The following is a 16,414-nucleotide window of genomic DNA, read 5'->3' on the forward strand; positions in this document are numbered from 1 at the left end:
TTTGAGGGGATTAATTGTTAAATAAAGGATCAGATAACATGAGAAAGTTGCTATTAACTGCTGCAATATCATTGGTTATGCCATGTACCGCCTTCGCCGGTGCTGATTTTGTCGAGGGTAATAAAACATTTGCTGCAGATGCTGAATTAGGGGCAACCTTAACAACCGGTAATACGGATACTTCATCTTATAAAGCGCGTTTGGACATGAAGCATGAGCTAGGTAATTGGGAAAACCAATACCTATTTGAAGGACTTTATAAAGAAGACACTGATGAAGTCACCGCTAAGCGTTTCTTTGTTGGTGTTCAGGGTGATTATCAAATTAATGATCGCAGCTACCTGTTTGCTAATACCAACTACGAATTAGATCCTTTTACGGGTTACGATTTTACCTCGACGACTTCAGCGGGTTATGGTCATCGATTCATTGATAATGCAGATACTTCTTTAAAAGCGGAAATCGGTCCAGGTTATATCTATCAGCGTTTAGACACTGAAACCGCCCTGATTGAAGGCTATGAGTCTACCGACAGCGTGGTTGCCCACGGCGTGGTAAACTTTGAGACTAAAATCAGTGATTCATCAAAGTTTCAACAGCGTTTTGTTGCCGACTGGGGTGATAAATTAGATGCGCGTTCTGAAACCTCGTTAACAGCGAGTATTGTCGGCGCGTTGGCAATGAAGTTTGCTGTGGTTGTTCGTTATAACAGTGAGCCATTAGAAGGCAAAGAAAGCACTGATACTGAAACCAACATGACACTGCTATATTCATTCTAGTGTGGTTTGAGTCAATTGATAAAGCCAGCGAAAGCTGGTTTTATTGTTTTAACAACAGCAAGCCACTTTCATAGTCACCTTAATTACTGCAGAGTAAGTGTTATTTGCTCTTGCTTGGCACGACTGCTTGTCCCGATGCACTAATTTTGGGGGTGATGTCATTATTCTTGTCAGCAGCATCATCTTGTTCAGGCAAGTATCCCGATAGCTTTTTAGCCAGTACGTTGTAATTGATAGGTTTTAACATATAGCCTGTAACTCCAGCTTGAATTGCTTTAAGAATAATGGCTTGTTCCCCATGAGAGCTGACAATAAAGACATCGGTTTCTAACAGCTTTTCATGAATTCGAATGTTTTTTAATAAATCTAATCCAGATTCATCTTCCATTTCCCAATCGGTTAATACTAAGTGAAAAGGCGATTCCTCATCTGCGGCTTCAATAAGTTTCGTTAACGCTTTTTCAGCACTATTGGCGCTGTCGACTTTTCTAAACCCCATTTCCGATAAAATGGGGCAGGTTATCCCAATCATAGATTCAGCATCATCAACAACCAACACTCGAGGCATAGTCACTGACTGCGGAGTATTTTGAAATTTATTCAGTATTACTTTTATTTTATTGTGGGCAGATACACGAGTAATAAGCTTGGTTTCAAGTTCTTCTGTTGCATCCAAATTACTGCTTTTAGTAATAAGCGCTCGTTGTTGGTTAATAGAGCCAACCAATATCGCTTTTAAACAATTTGCTTCTTTAGGAGTAAGCATCGTTATTGCGTGCCCTTAAGCGAAAAGGTGGGAAGAGATAGAAAAACGATTGAACTATCAATGTCGCGCTAACATAAGACAGAAGCGATACATTTTGTTGCTTAAGTTATTTATTTTTCGCGCTTAAGTTCACGATTTTTAATTTTAAATAGGTGCACAATGTTGTTTACGTTAAGGGAGAGCGCATTCGATAAAGGCAGTCATTCTGAAATTGTTAAACCGTGTGCTAGCGCTCTTTACTTGTATTAAATAACCGAAAAACTGACTTTTGTTGGTTAACCCTTTTAGAGATCATGATATGCAAATTGGCTGCTGTTGGTTTGACCGACAGAACAAACAATTAATTGATCAATCAAAAGACATCTCGTGGCCATTGAATGATCAAGAATATTGGGTGTTGGAACAACTTGTTCTGCATCGTGGCCAAGTTGTATCCATTCATCAGCTAGAGTTGCCAAGTATGAATCGTACTACCATGATAAAAATTGTTGATTCATTCATTCAGTTTTTAGGTAAAGAGCATGCTAGTTTGTTAGAGTATATTCCCGAACAGGGGATTATCCTTTATAAAAATGCCACATCTCAACCTTCAAGCTTAATGATGTCTCCTCTAGGCCCTATGTCCTACAGCAAGTATTTAATAGTTATGCTATTGGTAATAGCGGGTTGTGTTTATGCTTACTCTGGCTTATCAACCACAAGTTATATTAAAGCCGATTATTCTGAACAAATTCTGTCAAAACAGGGGGGACTAACCCAGTTATTAGTTTATGCAGCGGATGATGAGCAGCATAAACTAAATGAAAAAATTGATTTTATTGTCAAACATATAAAAAGCTGTGATGCGATAATTTGGCAATCTATTACTTTAGCTTTATCCAGTGACAAACTCAGTTTTAGTCTCGTGATGAAACAGCAAACTGATGCTTCTTGGCTTTATCATAATGTGAAATTGTCCCGCGCATATTTAGATCAAAAGTGGCTAAGCGCAGAATGGCTCAAAGAGGTGCATATCTGTGATTAAACACAGCCGATTTAAGCAATTTAGTCTTAAAGGCGGACTCTGTATTGTGGGAGTTTTATTTACTTTACTAATGATAAAGTTAACCTGGTTTACGGAAATACACATGTATGATGTTCAATGTCAGGCCAGTGCATTTAACTTATCAAAGCAACCTACAGCAGAAATACAGCATGGTGATATGTTACTGCATCTTGTTGAAGAAGGTGGCAGGTTGTCTTTGACATATTATTCAGCATTTGAGGACAATGTTCGTGAGTATGCTGTATTTGAAGGAGAATTATTGGCGTTACATACTGGTTCACTTACCTATGATTACACCTTGAATATGACAGATTATAAATTTTCAGACGTTAGCCACTTGAATGAATATCTTTTGCATGAACTTAATCTAGACAGTTTGAAAATTGGCCAATTATTCCCTCAAAGTATTCAAATATTAGATGCCGATTTAGCGCGTCACTTCTTGGTGATCAAATTCTCTCCGAGCAACCAATTGTGGGCCTGCAACTTATTGTATTGATACTCAGGCTGAAGATAGTTGCGGGTTAACGTAAATTCATTGAATCCTATAAAAGAATTATTAGAACTATAGTAAGATTAGGCTATCGTAATTGGCAATAGAGTAGCTTTGTGGCAAAGGTAAAAGTTAAACAGGAAGAAGCGCTTTCAGTAAAATTTAGTCACCAAATGGAAACGGGTGATCAACGTTCTTTTGATTTATATTTTTTCTTGCCCAGTGAGATGTGGATTGACAGTAAGACGTTAGATGAAGAAGCCTATTACCATAGTGGAATTGTGGGGCGTCGTTCATATTACTCTAAAGGGCTGCACTTACCTCTAGTGCAATCACGTTTTGCCAGCTTAAATAAACGCACTTTAGAAGAGTTTCGTTTATACCTTAATTTATTTGCCTACCAATTTGCAGTAGCAATTGAGACCGATGCTAAAGAGTTACGTCAAAAATCAGAGTCTCAGGATTTTTACCCTGCACTGAATGATTTAAGTGAACAAGTCGCACAGTTATTGAAGAAATTCCGCCGTAATGAACCGAGTGAAGAAAAGTGGAAATCTTACTTTGAACATGCGGATAATTATCTGTCCTGGTTTTGCGAACAACAACTGCTAAAAACCTTGGCGCATGGACCGCGTAGCGCTGAACACAGTGATATTTCTGAAAAAGTCATTGCGCTATGCCGTAGCGAAAATGATTACCGTGAAGTGGAAAAACGCTACAATTCAACAAGCACTAGACAAGATGCCAATCGTATTTCAAATAAAATGCTGTTGCTACGAAGATTAATTCAACAAGGGGTGGTGTTAAAGGAAGAGTTAAAGCCGCTCGGTGTAGGCTTAAAAAAGTTTGTTACTGGTTTGGCAACTGGCTTAGTTATGTTGGTGGTATCCGCTTTGATATTCAAAGCTCAGGGCTTTTTTAATGGTTTAACCCTGACGTTATTGCTAACACTCGCAGTCATTTATGGGTTTCGTGAAATCTTTAAAGAAGACATTAGAAATGTCATGTGGCGTATCGTTCAGCGCGGTCGTCCACGTTGGAGCAGGATCTTACGTGACACAACAACTCAGGCCGTAGTGGCTAAGCAATTAGTTTGGCTTGAGTTTCTTCGCCCTCAGGACATCCCTAAAAATGTGGCAGAAATTATGAAACATCGTCACAGCCAAAACAAGGTGGATACAACGGTATTGCATTATCGTATTGCCACCAAAGTAACCAATAAACCCTTTGAGGCGGGGTACTCGCAAATTCAGGAGCAAGTTAACTTTAACCTTGTGCCGTTTGCTCGCCACCTTGAGCGTGGCAAAGCAAAGATTTACCACGAATCGGATGGGAAAATTAGTAATGAGTCGGTTGAACGTCGCTATCAACTCAATTTAGTCGCGGTACTGAAAGACGGTAAAGCACCTGCAGAATATGCTCGATTTAAAGTGACTATGAATCGCTCAAGCATTATCGAAATCACCGAAAGCAAGTTACCCGACAACATAAATCCATTCACGATTGAGCAGGACTAATAGCCGTTTAGTACATACTTGTATTGCCAAAATCGAAGGTTGATGTTCGGGTAAATGCCTGACAAATATTTTGATCGCCAGATTGCTTAGCACGTTTAAGGGCGACATCCGCGTTAGCTAGATACTGCTCTAAACTTTGTTTTTCTAAATAACCCGCAATCCCAATGTTGATGCCTTCATCTAACTGATGACTGGCTAGATTTTGGAGGGTTTTTATAGCAAATAAGTGTGTATGAGTGGCATCTGTTTTGGGTAAAAATAGCACTAGTTTACCTAGCTGCAAATGGGCTAATTGATAACTGGGTGGCAAATCAATTAACAACTGAGTTTCAATATCCTGTTGTCGTTTTTCTAACTGGCTAATATCACCCATATTATTGAAAATACCTTCTGGGTTGATATCCATCACCATCAAACTTGAGCTGAACTTAATATTTTCACTGGTATTATTAAAATGGTTTTCTAAATCAACCATTCTCATCACCATATTGCTCTTTGATGACATGATTGCCGGACTATGCATAGGCGCTGGGGCGTTGGTTTCAACCGTAAAAATCAAGTATTCAATATCGCCTTCTAAGGAAAGGTGGCCGTTAATGGTGACTTTTAAGTTTTTATTGAATCGGCTTTCTTCAAAAGGTGACACCTGACCTTGCCACTCACCTTGAAGAGTCACTTGGGTTAGGATATTTCCCCAGACATTGCTAATTTCATGACCCAGTAGTGCGACTATATCAAGTTGATGATCGCCATGTAATTTCATTAATCCATCAAAACAATGGTTACAGCTAATCATTTTACCTTGTGCATCTGTCAAGGCTGCTGCGATAGCACCATCACTGAGCAATTGATTTAAAAATGCCAGTTGACGACTCGCTACTAATTCACTGATGTCGTTAAACACCACAATCCAGTAATGTTCAGACGGCGATAAAGACTCTCGATGAATATGAATATTAATTTGGTGGTTGTCGTCATCTAAGCCTATGCAGCCAGACCAACACTGTTTTTCATAGAGAATATTGGTAATTTCATTAAATTTATCATCGGTAAGATTTAATACCCGCTGTAAACTGCGGTCCGTTAAGGTTTTTAATTGGTAATGTAAAGAGTTAGCTGCACTTTCATTAATGCCTAAAATCCTTCCGCTGTCGTTCGTAATCGCGTAGCTCAGCTCGGTATTGAATAAGCCATTGGATAAACGAATACTATTGTGCCGTGCTTTGCGCTCCATTAAGTAGCGATAGCGGAACACGATTAATCCCACCCCGAGTAAGGCAATAAAAATGCTGGCGATCACTAATACAATGGTCCATTGTTCAAAACGCGTGGCGATATCTTGATGGCGAATATACGACAAGAAGAAATACTCCCGCTTGGTTTCATTTTGACCTGTTAGCTCAACTTTTAAATATACAAAAGTGGAGTTTTTACTGTGATATTGGCCAAAATTATTCATCGCCATTGATTGCCATAGCTCTGGATGAGTCTGCTTTAAGCTTGCCCCTAAAGTATCAGGCATGTTGGTGAGCGGATTTGACTGGTTCGCACCTGCATACAAAAAGCTTTGATGGTCCAAGAGTAAAAGCGGTGAATTAGGATTAAAAAACGCTGGTTTAATCGTGTCCAATAAACGCGTAACAGAGTTGTAGGTGACCAAATAGCCATTAATCGATTGATCAGGATTCTCTAACCAGGCCAATTGAAAAATATAAGGTTCCAACTTGCCATCTATAGGAATAAAAGCCATATCAGAAGAGAAAATTTCACCTCCGCCCATCGCACTCCTCCCTTTTAATAATTTAGGAGGAAGTGTCAGTCCTTCAAAATTACTTGAGGTAGCAAATTTAAGTTTGCCTTGCGGATCGTAAAGCGCTAAACCGAGTAGTTCAGGAATATGCTTAGTGAGTGAGTCCCAACTTTGAAACAGCTTTTGTTTCTGTTCTTCGCTTGGGCTTGATAAATATTGGCGCAGTAATTCACCGTTGGCAAAGGTTTGAGTTCTAAACTGTAAAAAACTCATTTTGTCAGATGCTAAAGACGCAACCGTTTGCAGCTCGCTATAACGCTGACCTGCCCAGTCTTCTTGTAGTCTACGCTCTCCCATATTAATAATCATATTAGTCGCAATAAACAGACCAATAATCAGTAATATGATTTGGCTTGCGAGCGATAAAATATGAGTGCGAGACCAATGTATATCTTGGACTGAAGCAATGAGCGGTATTGCACTTGAAATGGTGTTTTTTCGTTTAAACATTGCGCCAACTTTGTTTGTAAAAATTTCGCCAAATTACACTTATGTGAAGCGGACGCTAATATTAGCATGAATTGTTTAACTAAATAATACTCCCCTTTTGTTTATGATGTTATTCAAATTAAACTGGGTTTACCCGACCACATCAAGTTGTCGCTCAGTAAAGTGACATCCGGCATTCATCGCAATTTGGCGGCAGTGTTCTATGTCGACTTCAGTTAAGCCATTAATTGCACTCACAGAGACTGATTTGATGTGTTGGGGCGCAAGGTTGATAAAGTCACGTACCGCAGCATAAGCGTTTGGCAATTTAGGCTGGCAATGTTTTATATAGGCCGCTTCTGTATCGGCATTAAGTGAAATTGACATGGCATCAATACACTTTGCTAGCTCAGGTAGAATATTACGTCGATGAAATAAATTGCCTAATCCATCGGTGTTAAGTCTGACTTTAGCGCCACGTTGCTTAAGCTCAGTTGCGACCGTTAGCAAAGTATCTAAGTTGAGTGTCGGCTCACCATAACCACAAAATACGTATTCTTCAAATGCCTCTACATCACCTAATAACGGTAAAATATCATCAGCATGAATGGTTTTACTCAAGGTTAAATCATATTCTGCCACCTGTTTGCTGCCATTATGTTTAGGGCAAAACTGACAGCGTAATGTGCAACGGCTTGTCAGGTTAATATAGCGGCTTTGACGAATATCATACACTAAGGTGTTATCAATAATTGAGTCTGTAGATTGAGTCGATTTCATAAGATACAAGAATAATGGGTGACGATTAATCATACTGTATTTGATGTATATTGAATGTTGGTCAGATCTCAAAACTTGAAAACAAAAACAGCGCTAAATTAAGCGCTGTTTTTAAAGTTGAAGTTAACGTTAGTGGTAATCTGCTTCGGTATTTTTAGGTTGCCACCACCACAAATAGAAACGTTTAATGATCCGTTTTATGTCATCTAAAATGATATAAAGCACGGGCACTAAAATCAGCGTGACTACTGTTGAAAATAAGATACCAAACGCTAATGAGGTGGCCATTGGGATCACAATCTTCGCCTGTAAGCTTTTTTCCATAATGATCGGGGCTAAGCCTACAAAGGTCGTTAAGGATGTCAAAATAATCGCTCTAAATCGATAACATCCAGCATCGATTGCCGATTGCAATATTGGTTTTCCTTCCTCACGAGCCTTGTTGACAAAATCAACTAAGATTAACGAGTCATTCACTACCACCCCGGCAAGCGCTACGATGCCACATAAGCTCAATACGCTCATCGACAATCCCAGCATAAAGTGGCCCACTAAGGCGCCAATCATACCAAATGGGATCACCGACATGATGATTAATGGTTGGCTGTACGATTTTAGCGGGATAGCCATTAATGCATAAATGGTAAACATGGCAAAGAAAAAGCCCTGTATTAAGCCTATCATGGCATTTTGCTCATCCAAACTACTGCCATCAAGTGATGCCGATACGTGCGGGTATTTAGCTGTTAGATACGGAATAAACTCTGACTGCACTTCATCAACCACTTTGCTCGGTTCAACTTTGTTTTTATTCGCATTGGCACGAATAGTAATCGCGCGGCGTCCATCAACCCGAGTAATTGACGCATATGAGTCACCTAATTCAACTGACGCGACACTGGAGAAGGGAACCGTTTGCCCATTCTTGGTGCGTATCATCATATTTTCAAGGTGACCAATAGTGCGTCGCTGCTCTAATGGATAGCGCACCATGACCTTCACTTCTTCTTTATTACGTAAAATACGTTGGGCTTCATAACCGTAAAATCCGTAACGCACCTGTCGAGCGAGATCTGATAGCGTAAGCCCCTGAGCTTCAGCTTCAGGTAAAATGTTCAGTCTTATTTCGTGACTACCTGATGAAAAGTTGTCTGAAATGTCATATACACCTTCGTAGGTGGCCAGTTTAGCTTTGATTTCTTTCGACGCTTCAGCTAATTGGTCTAAATCGCTGGATGTTAATCGAAACGATAAATCACCACCGGTATCATTGGTGCTGGCATTAATATTGAGTTTTTTGACCGATAATAGTTCAGGTAACTGTTTACGCCACTCTTCAGCGATAGTGACGCCGTCAACTTCACGATCTTCACCTTTGGTTAATTCAGTGAAGATAAATGCTGAGGTACGAGAGTTGAGTGACACAAAGCTATGTTTAACCACTGCAGAGCCATATTGCTCTTCCATTACCACATTCATTTTGTACAAGGCATCTTCAACCTGTTGCACTGTGGTTAAGGTGTTGAGCTCTGAGCTGCCTTCATCCATCTCTAATTGAACTTGGATAAAGTCTGATGGAATATCAGGAAAAAACACCCAGCGCACTTTACCACTTGCCACTAAGGCGATAGAGAGAATCAATACCCCAATAAACAGCGCCACAACGTTGTAGCGTTGCTTAATACAAGCCTCTAAAAAGTGACGATACTTGTGGTGAATAAAGAATTGTAACTTGTCGTTTAACGCCAGTTTGAAACGCGAAAATACATTTGTTGGCTTGGTTTTTTTACGTACTTTCATGTGCGCTAAATGAGCGGGTAAAATGAATTTAGATTCAATCAATGAAAACGCCAGGCATAAAATAACAATCATGCCGATCGACTTCCAAATGATCCCCATCGGGCCAGAAACCATGATCATAGGCACGAATGCTGCAATAGTGGTTAATACACCAAAGGTGGCAGGCATCGCCACTTTGTGTACACCGGTAATGACGTTATTTAAAGAATGACCATTCTCTTCGACTTCGCTATAGGCACTTTCTCCAATCACAATGGCATCGTCGACGACAATCCCAAGGACCAAAATAAAGGCGAACAGGGTAAGCATGTTAATTGACATGCCTACCATAGGCATGAGCAACATGGCTCCTAAAAAGCATACTGGCAGACCCATCATCACCCAAAATGCGAGTTTAAGATCAAGGAAAAGTGCCAGAATGATAAAGACTAATAATGCGCCATAAAACATGTTAGATAACATCATGTTTAATCGGCCTTTGAGATAGTGGGTTAAATCTCCCCAGGTATCTAACTGCACGTTGGCCGGCAAGGTGCTTTGGCGGTCGGCAATATAGGTTTTAACTTGCTCTGAAATGGCCAGTGCATTTTGGTCATCAATACTGGTGATTTCAATAATGGCGGCGGGTTTGCCATTAAAGCGGGTATATCCAAGACGTTCTTCAAAGTCATCTTTAATTTCTGCCACCTGTGGCAGCATAATTCGACTGCCGTCGGGATTAGTTAATACGGCAATTTTGGCAAAATCTTCACCAGTATAAGCTTGACCTTTGGTGCGTAATAAAATATCACCGTCGCTGGCACGAATAGACCCCCCCGGTAAATCTATTGAAGAGTTCTGTACTGCTTGGGCAACTTGGCTAAAGCTTAATCCGTATTCTCGCAGTTTATCTTCTGACACTTCAATGCCAATTTCGTAGTCACGTACCCCGTTTAATTTGGCACGAGTCACCCCTGGAAGATCGGTGATATCTTCTCGAATCGATTTGGCAATTTCTTTCATGTCATGCAAAGAAATATCACCGTATACCGACACCCAGATAACATTATTTTCTGGTTTTATCTGAAAAATATTCGGTTTTTCAATATTGTCTGGAAAAGTAGCGATAGCATCAATACGCAGCTTCGATTCATCCAATACCGATTGAACATCATAGCCATCATCGACTTCAATGGTCACTGAGCCCACGCCGTCACTGGCGACTGAGGTGATTTTTTTTATCCCTGACACATCTTGAATGGCTTCTTCAATCTTGATGTTAATTCCTTCCTCAATTTCCTGTGGCGCCGCACCTGGGTATGCCACATTCACGTTGATAAGGTTAAGGGTAAAACTTGGGAAAACTTCTTTGTTGATAAGTAATGCACTGAATAAGCCACCGCCAATCAACACTAACATTAATAAGTTTGCGGCAACGTTATTACGGGCAAACCAAGCGATGATCCCTGACTGATCTTGCATTATTTTGCTCCTGCTGTGCTGATTTCATCATCTGACACATCATCAGCAGGGCTAGGTTGCTCACCTTCACCTAAAACTTTTACTTTCTGGCCATCAGATAAATTAACCACATTGGTGGTTGAAATTCGTTCACCATCGGTGAAACTATCTTTGATATACACTTTGTCGATATCACTTTTGACAATATTCACCGAGCGCATTTCAATGATATTGTCAGGCTTAACGATGGCAACTTGAGAGTTTCTAACGACATGGCGTGGCAGTGACACGATTCCGCTTACGGTGCGGCCTTTAATCACAGCAGTAACAAAACTACCGTATTTTAATGGCAGTTTATTCAAGGTACTTGATTGAAGTAGATAAGGGTCGGTCACTTCAGCCACTAAATACACCATACGGTTTTGCTCATCGATGACATTTTCACTGCGGATAATGTTGCCTTCCCAGGAGATATCCTGACCAGCAAGTGATGCATTTAACGTGACTTGAGTATCTGGGTTGTCGATTGACTCTAAATAAGCTAAATCGCTATTGGTAAGAGGTAAACGTACTTCTGCTGTATTGGTGTCATAAAGCTCACCTAGGTTGGTGCCTAGGGTCACGTATTGGCCTAAATCGACTTTTCTTGCTTTTATAATGCCGTCAAATGGGGCACGTATTACGGTGCGCTCAAGATTTCGTTGTGCTCTTGCTAGCCCAGCTTGTGCAGATTTAACATTGGCTTGTTCTTTTTTAAGTTGTGGAATACGCAAACCAAGCTCGGGTGCGACGCCGTTATCAAAGTCTTTAAACTCAATTTTAGCCACTTCGCCACGGGCTATTTCTTCGTTAAGCATTGCCGTAGCTTGCGCGACATTTGCCTCGGCTTGCATTAAGTCAGCTTCATAATCTGAAGGTTCTATTAGCGCAAGTTGTTCGCCTTTTTTAACCATGCCGCCTGCGACAAAGTTTGGTGCGATACTTTGCAATCGCCCTTGAACCTCAGTGACTAATTGGGTTTTATATTTTGGGTTGACGACGCCGTAAGAGGGGAGGTTTAACGACACCGTTTGTTGTTCAACGGTCATGACCTCCACGATGGTCAATATTGCCGCTTCCTCTTTCTGCTCGGGTGTTTCTTGCGTCCCCATAAGCAGCATAGCTAATCCAATAAATACAATCAGGATAAAGAGGGGGGAGAGTCTTCTTAAAATAGTTATCATTCTTTTTGCGTATCCATGCTGAATTGTGACTGATGATATTAGCAAGTCGTAATTGATGTTTTTATCATCAATCAATTAACTGTTTTTTTATGCTTATCAGTATTATGCCTAAACTATCAGAATTTCTGGTTTACCTAAACAGCTTTAAGTAAATAAAGTGTATCACGCTTGTTACATGGTTGGTTTTTTGTGACAACCTCAATCATAACAACGCTGAACTGTAGTGGGATAAGGTTATAAAGCAGGGTTAGTTATTACTGTAAGTGGATTTTAATAGTGGGGTGAACCGCATTGATAATGGCAGGATGCAGGCATAAAAAAGCGAACCAAGATTAGGTTCGCTAGAGTTAGGTTCGCTAGAGTTAGGTTCGCTAGATTAGAATACCGCTAACATCATATAAAAGCAGGGTTTATTTCTTTTTCTTAAACTTTTTAGACGGCTTTTTTGCGTCTTTTGCGTTGGCTTTTTTCTTGCCAGGCACTTTGGCTTCTTTGTGCTTAGGGCGCAGCTCTTCAATTACCCGGCGCTTTAGTGGTTGCTCAATATAGCGCTCAATTTTACCTACAATACGAATATCATGAGCTTCAACTAAAGAGATTGCTGTGCCTTTCGCACCTGCACGACCGGTTCGACCAATGCGGTGAACATAGGTGTCAGCTGAACGTGGCATGTCATAGTTAATCACATGGGTAATATCATCTACGTCGATACCTCTCGCGGCCACATCGGTAGCCAGCAACACATTGACCTCGCCTTTAGTAAAACGACCTAATGCTTGGAAACGTTTTTTCTGTTCCATGTCTCCACGCATAAAAGCACAAGGAATATTGGCTTTTAATAATAACCCTTCAAGGCTAGCAACAACCTCACGAGTTTTGACGAACACGATAGTTCGTTTGACTTGCTCTTGTCGTAAAATATTACATAGCAGGGCAAATTTATGCTCTTTGTCATCAGCTAAATGTGCCCATTGATGTATCTTGGCTTTTTCGCTGCGCGGTGCTTCAACATCGATAGTGATTGGGTCTTTTAACAGATCCCGTGCAAAGCGCTCAACACCACTACCTTCTAATGTGGCAGAAAATAGCATGTTTTGTTTACGGCCCTGTGCTTCAATTGCAATCGCTTGAACGACTGAAGAGAAACCCATATCAAGCATGCGGTCAGCTTCATCAATAATCAGAATATCAACTTCAGTAGCATCGAATTTTCTTTTATCTAGGTATTCCATTAATCGACCTGGAGTGGCGATTAAAATGTCTACATTTCCTTCAAGTGCTTCTTCTTGAGGGCCGTAAGGTACACCACCGGTAATAATGGCGATGTCGAGATCCAAATCCGTTGCTAAATGGCAAGCATAACGGTGAATTTGACTAGCAAGCTCACGTGTTGGCGTTAACACTAATATACGCGCTTGACCTTCAAATCGACGCGGAAAATCAATAAGGTGTTGTAATGCTGGTAATAAGAAACTGGCTGTTTTGCCCGTTCCTGTTGGTGCACGCGCAAGAATATCCCGTTGCTCCATCGCCATAGGAATAGCTTCTTGCTGGACTGTGGTTGGGCTTTTATGGCCCATGGCTTTCAACGAATCTAATAACCTTGGGTCTAAATCGAAATCTTCAAATAACATGCGCGTGGGTCTCGCTTAAAAGTAGCCGAACATTATAACTGACGAATCACATAGGCTAAAGTTTTAAGTAGAAATCTCGACAGAAATCTATCATTTGGGCGGAGTAATGCCCCTGTTTATTACGAATATGCATCTGCCTATTAACAATAGGCAGCAGAGCTTTGCCATGTTTCACTGCTAATAATAAGCGGTTTGCAGGTTTTCCCTCAACACTACTGACGTCAACATATTCACAAATGTGTAATGGTGCTTGTGCCAAAGCCTGTTGGAATTGAGACCAGCTTTGAGTTGGAATAATCAGGCTTGCTGTGCCGTGTGAATGTAAAAGCTGCGCAATTGCGTTGAGTAATTCAATAAAGCTGAGTTGATCAGTATGCCTTGCTGTCGCTCTGGCAACATTTTGCGTTTGTGGCCCATTAGTAAAATAGGGAGGGTTACAAATAATATGGTCAAAATGTGCTTGTGGATGCTGTAAAAATGATAAGCAGTAATTTTGAATGCTAGTGTGTAACAGAGTGACTTTTGTTGGCCATGGGCTGCTATCAATATTTGCTTGGCAGTCATCACTCGCGGCGGAATCCAGTTCAATGGCGGTTACCTTTGCATCAAAATGGCTACGTTGAGCCGCCATTAAACTCAATAATCCACTGCCCGCGCCAATATCCAGAATGTTTTTAGCTTCGGCCAATGGTGCCCAAGCACCTAATAACACACCATCGGTGCTGACGGACATACCACAACGGCTGTCATCAATATGAAATTGTTTAAATGTAAATGGCATGCGGTATACGGATAAGGGGCAGAAGGTGCATTGTAGCAAAATATTTGGCTTTGTTAATTTGCTACGTCTTTTCTGGCGGCTTTAAATAATATAGGGAGCACTGTACGGTTAGTTTCTAATTACTTAATTGTTAAATATTGTTATCGTTTTTTGTTGCCTGTTTTAGTTATGTTTAGTGATTTTGCGAGTTGTTTAAGCATAAAAATGTAAAATTGCAGTTTATCTTACTCCGCTATTGTGTACTGAAGTGTTCTTTGATATTAGTTTCAGCCTGTTTTGTCATAGTAAAACAGCGGTTCTATTTGTTTTAAGGGTTTTAAATGGCCTTTGAGCAAGCATCGTAGCCAAGAAAGTACTTTTTCTATACTGATTTTGGTAGGTTTTACTCGATAAATGTGTACATATATTTTTACAGCTTGTGTTTTGTTATAGATTAGCAGTAGCTAAATAGAATTTGATCACTTAAGTTGGTAAGAAACAAATACAATAAAATGAGACCTCATAGTGCAAACAACTAAATTATCGATTATCGATACCTTTGGCCTAGGATTTATGGCTTTCGCATTCTTTTTAGGCGCCGGAAACCTAATATTCCCGCCTTTTGCAGGCTTTTTAGCGGGCGAAAACATGTCGCTTGCGATGTTTGGGTTTCTTTTAACCGCGGTCGGCATGCCACTGATCGGATTAATTGCGGTTGCTAAAGCTAACGGTAAAATTATGGCTTACTTGCCGTCATTTGCCGCTACGGCATTGGCTATTGCCATTTATATTATTATTGGCCCAGCGTTTGCTGCCCCAAGAACCAGCTTAGTTGCATTTGAAATCGGTGCTCTCCCTTTTATTGCTAACGCTGATGCGGTTGTGATGATTGCAGGCCAGTCAGTCAATATTGCCCAGCTTATCTTTACGTTAGTATTTTTTGCCATAGTGATGTTTATGTCACTCTTCCCAGGCAAATTATTAGACAACGTCGGTAAGGTGTTAACTCCTATTTTAATCTCGTTGTTAGTTGCCTTAGCAATGAGTGTGTTATTTTTATCCGGTTCTGAAGTCGGTGCGCCGACCGGTGAATACCTCTCTAGCCCTTTATCGAAAGGCATTATTGAAGGGTATAACACTATGGATACGTTGGCGTCGATTATGTTCGGTATGTTGATTATTGATTTGCTTCGTAAAAAAGGCATTGAAAATGCGGCTGTTCAAACTAAGTATCTTATTCGCGCAGGGATCATTGCTGCATCAGGTTTAGCCTTTGTGTACATTTCACTGTTCTTTTTAGGTGCTTCAGCAGGTGATTTAGCCACAGGTGCATCCAATGGCGGGGCAATCTTAACAAATTATGTTGATTACCACTTCGGCACGTTAGGCATTGTAATGTTGTCGACTGTTGTTGGCTTAGCGTGTCTAACCACTGCAATTGGTTTAGTAACAGCGTGTTCTGAATTTTTTAATGAACTGCTACCAAAGATTTCATATCAACGTTTTGTGGTTTTTTTCAGTGTGGTTTGTGCCATCGTAGCTAACGTTGGGTTATCGCAATTAATTTCTATTAGTATTCCGGTGCTGATGACGATTTATCCTGTCGCCATCGCACTGGTTTTGATTACTTTAATTACGCCTAAGTTTGCTCGTCCAGAGTTTTCGCAACGGTTAGTACTGAGTGTGGCGTTAGCTTTTGGTATTCTTGATGGTTTGAAAACCGCAGGTGTTGATATGTCAGCGTTTAACCTTTTACCTTTGCACGCTGAAGGTATGGCATGGCTATTACCTACGGCTATCGTAACCCTAGTGTGTTTGTTTTTACCTAAAAGCTCACAATCTGATTCAGTTGCTTAAGAGGCTTAGCGCCGAGTAAGCTGATATTTAACCGCTGGATATGCTAATCTACAGCCAGTATATCCGGCGTGTTAAACTGAG

General features: G+C 40.6%; 12 protein-coding genes. 5 read left to right on the forward strand and 7 right to left on the reverse strand.

Translation table 11 applies throughout. From position 1 onward, the window contains the following. Nucleotides 1–38 precede the first annotated feature (38 nt). On the forward strand, nt 39–779 hold the full coding sequence (locus NE535_RS13210) for a DUF481 domain-containing protein (protein ID WP_261299095.1): 741 nt from the start codon (nt 39–41) through the stop codon (nt 777–779). A 100-nt stretch (nt 780–879) separates the two neighbouring features. Here the strand turns inward: NE535_RS13210 and NE535_RS13215 are convergent, their stop codons facing one another. After that, nucleotides 880–1,545: a response regulator gene (locus NE535_RS13215; protein WP_261299096.1), complete on the reverse strand. Its 666-nt coding sequence runs from the start codon at nt 1,543–1,545 to the stop codon at nt 880–882. Between the two features lie 298 nt (nt 1,546–1,843). On the opposite strand from NE535_RS13215, the gene NE535_RS13220 reads away from it, so the two are divergent. The 3 genes from NE535_RS13220 (at nt 1,844) to NE535_RS13230 (ending at nt 4,600) form a co-directional block, all read left to right on the forward strand. Next, entirely contained in the window at nt 1,844–2,569 is a 726-nt protein-coding gene (locus NE535_RS13220) for a hypothetical protein (protein WP_261299097.1), read from the forward strand. A gap of 103 nt (nt 2,570–2,672) precedes the next feature. Then, nucleotides 2,673–3,089, forward strand: a complete 417-nt coding sequence (locus NE535_RS13225; protein WP_261299098.1) for a hypothetical protein — start codon at nt 2,673–2,675, stop codon at nt 3,087–3,089. 110 nt (nt 3,090–3,199) lie between these two features. Beyond that, entirely contained in the window at nt 3,200–4,600 is a 1,401-nt protein-coding gene (locus NE535_RS13230; RefSeq protein ID WP_261299099.1) for a hypothetical protein, read from the forward strand. A gap of 7 nt (nt 4,601–4,607) precedes the next feature. On the opposite strand, the gene NE535_RS13235 is transcribed toward NE535_RS13230, so the two are convergent. The 6 genes from NE535_RS13235 to NE535_RS13260 form a co-directional block, all read right to left on the reverse strand. Then, nucleotides 4,608–6,860, reverse strand: coding sequence for a nucleotidyl cyclase domain-containing protein (locus NE535_RS13235; RefSeq protein WP_261299100.1), 2,253 nt, complete (start codon nt 6,858–6,860; stop codon nt 4,608–4,610). 129 nt (nt 6,861–6,989) lie between these two features. Continuing rightward, nucleotides 6,990–7,619, reverse strand: a complete 630-nt coding sequence (locus NE535_RS13240) for a TatD family nuclease-associated radical SAM protein (protein ID WP_261299101.1) — start codon at nt 7,617–7,619, stop codon at nt 6,990–6,992. A 129-nt stretch (nt 7,620–7,748) separates the two neighbouring features. After that, nucleotides 7,749–10,880, reverse strand: coding sequence for an efflux RND transporter permease subunit (locus NE535_RS13245; RefSeq protein WP_261299102.1), 3,132 nt, complete (start codon nt 10,878–10,880; stop codon nt 7,749–7,751). Then, entirely contained in the window at nt 10,880–12,082 is a 1,203-nt protein-coding gene (locus tag NE535_RS13250) for an efflux RND transporter periplasmic adaptor subunit (RefSeq protein ID WP_261299103.1), read from the reverse strand. The genes NE535_RS13245 and NE535_RS13250 overlap by 1 nt, the downstream gene beginning before the upstream one ends. A 410-nt stretch (nt 12,083–12,492) precedes the next feature. After that, complete coding sequence (gene srmB / locus NE535_RS13255; protein ID WP_261299104.1) at nt 12,493–13,716, reverse strand: ATP-dependent RNA helicase SrmB; 1,224 nt, start codon at nt 13,714–13,716, stop codon at nt 12,493–12,495. Between the two features lie 55 nt (nt 13,717–13,771). Next, nucleotides 13,772–14,497 (reverse strand): tRNA1(Val) (adenine(37)-N6)-methyltransferase, encoded by a 726-nt coding sequence (locus NE535_RS13260; protein WP_261299105.1) that lies wholly within the window; start codon nt 14,495–14,497, stop codon nt 13,772–13,774. Between the two features lie 504 nt (nt 14,498–15,001). On the opposite strand from NE535_RS13260, the gene brnQ reads away from it, so the two are divergent. Then, nucleotides 15,002–16,333, forward strand: coding sequence for a branched-chain amino acid transport system II carrier protein (brnQ, locus tag NE535_RS13265; protein ID WP_261299106.1), 1,332 nt, complete (start codon nt 15,002–15,004; stop codon nt 16,331–16,333). Nucleotides 16,334–16,414 lie beyond the last annotated feature (81 nt).

Origin of the sequence: Shewanella holmiensis (assembly GCF_025370255.1) — a bacterium.
In the GTDB taxonomy this organism is placed as follows: domain Bacteria; phylum Pseudomonadota; class Gammaproteobacteria; order Enterobacterales; family Shewanellaceae; genus Shewanella; species Shewanella holmiensis.

Bases quoted from the DNA above. Each gene is read 5' to 3' on its own strand.
- NE535_RS13210 (WP_261299095.1), top strand. From the start codon at position 39: ATGAGAAAGTTGCTATTAACTGCTGCAATATCATTGGTTATGCCATGT.
- NE535_RS13215 (WP_261299096.1), bottom strand. From the start codon at position 1,545: ATGCTTACTCCTAAAGAAGCAAATTGTTTAAAAGCGATATTGGTTGGC.
- NE535_RS13220 (WP_261299097.1), top strand. From the start codon at position 1,844: ATGCAAATTGGCTGCTGTTGGTTTGACCGACAGAACAAACAATTAATT.
- NE535_RS13225 (WP_261299098.1), top strand. From the start codon at position 2,673: ATGTATGATGTTCAATGTCAGGCCAGTGCATTTAACTTATCAAAGCAA.
- NE535_RS13235 (WP_261299100.1), bottom strand. From the start codon at position 6,860: ATGTTTAAACGAAAAAACACCATTTCAAGTGCAATACCGCTCATTGCT.
- NE535_RS13240 (WP_261299101.1), bottom strand. From the start codon at position 7,619: ATGAAATCGACTCAATCTACAGACTCAATTATTGATAACACCTTAGTG.
- NE535_RS13245 (WP_261299102.1), bottom strand. From the start codon at position 10,880: ATGCAAGATCAGTCAGGGATCATCGCTTGGTTTGCCCGTAATAACGTT.
- NE535_RS13250 (WP_261299103.1), bottom strand. From the start codon at position 12,082: ATGATAACTATTTTAAGAAGACTCTCCCCCCTCTTTATCCTGATTGTA.
- srmB (WP_261299104.1), bottom strand. From the start codon at position 13,716: ATGTTATTTGAAGATTTCGATTTAGACCCAAGGTTATTAGATTCGTTG.
- NE535_RS13260 (WP_261299105.1), bottom strand. From the start codon at position 14,497: ATGCCATTTACATTTAAACAATTTCATATTGATGACAGCCGTTGTGGT.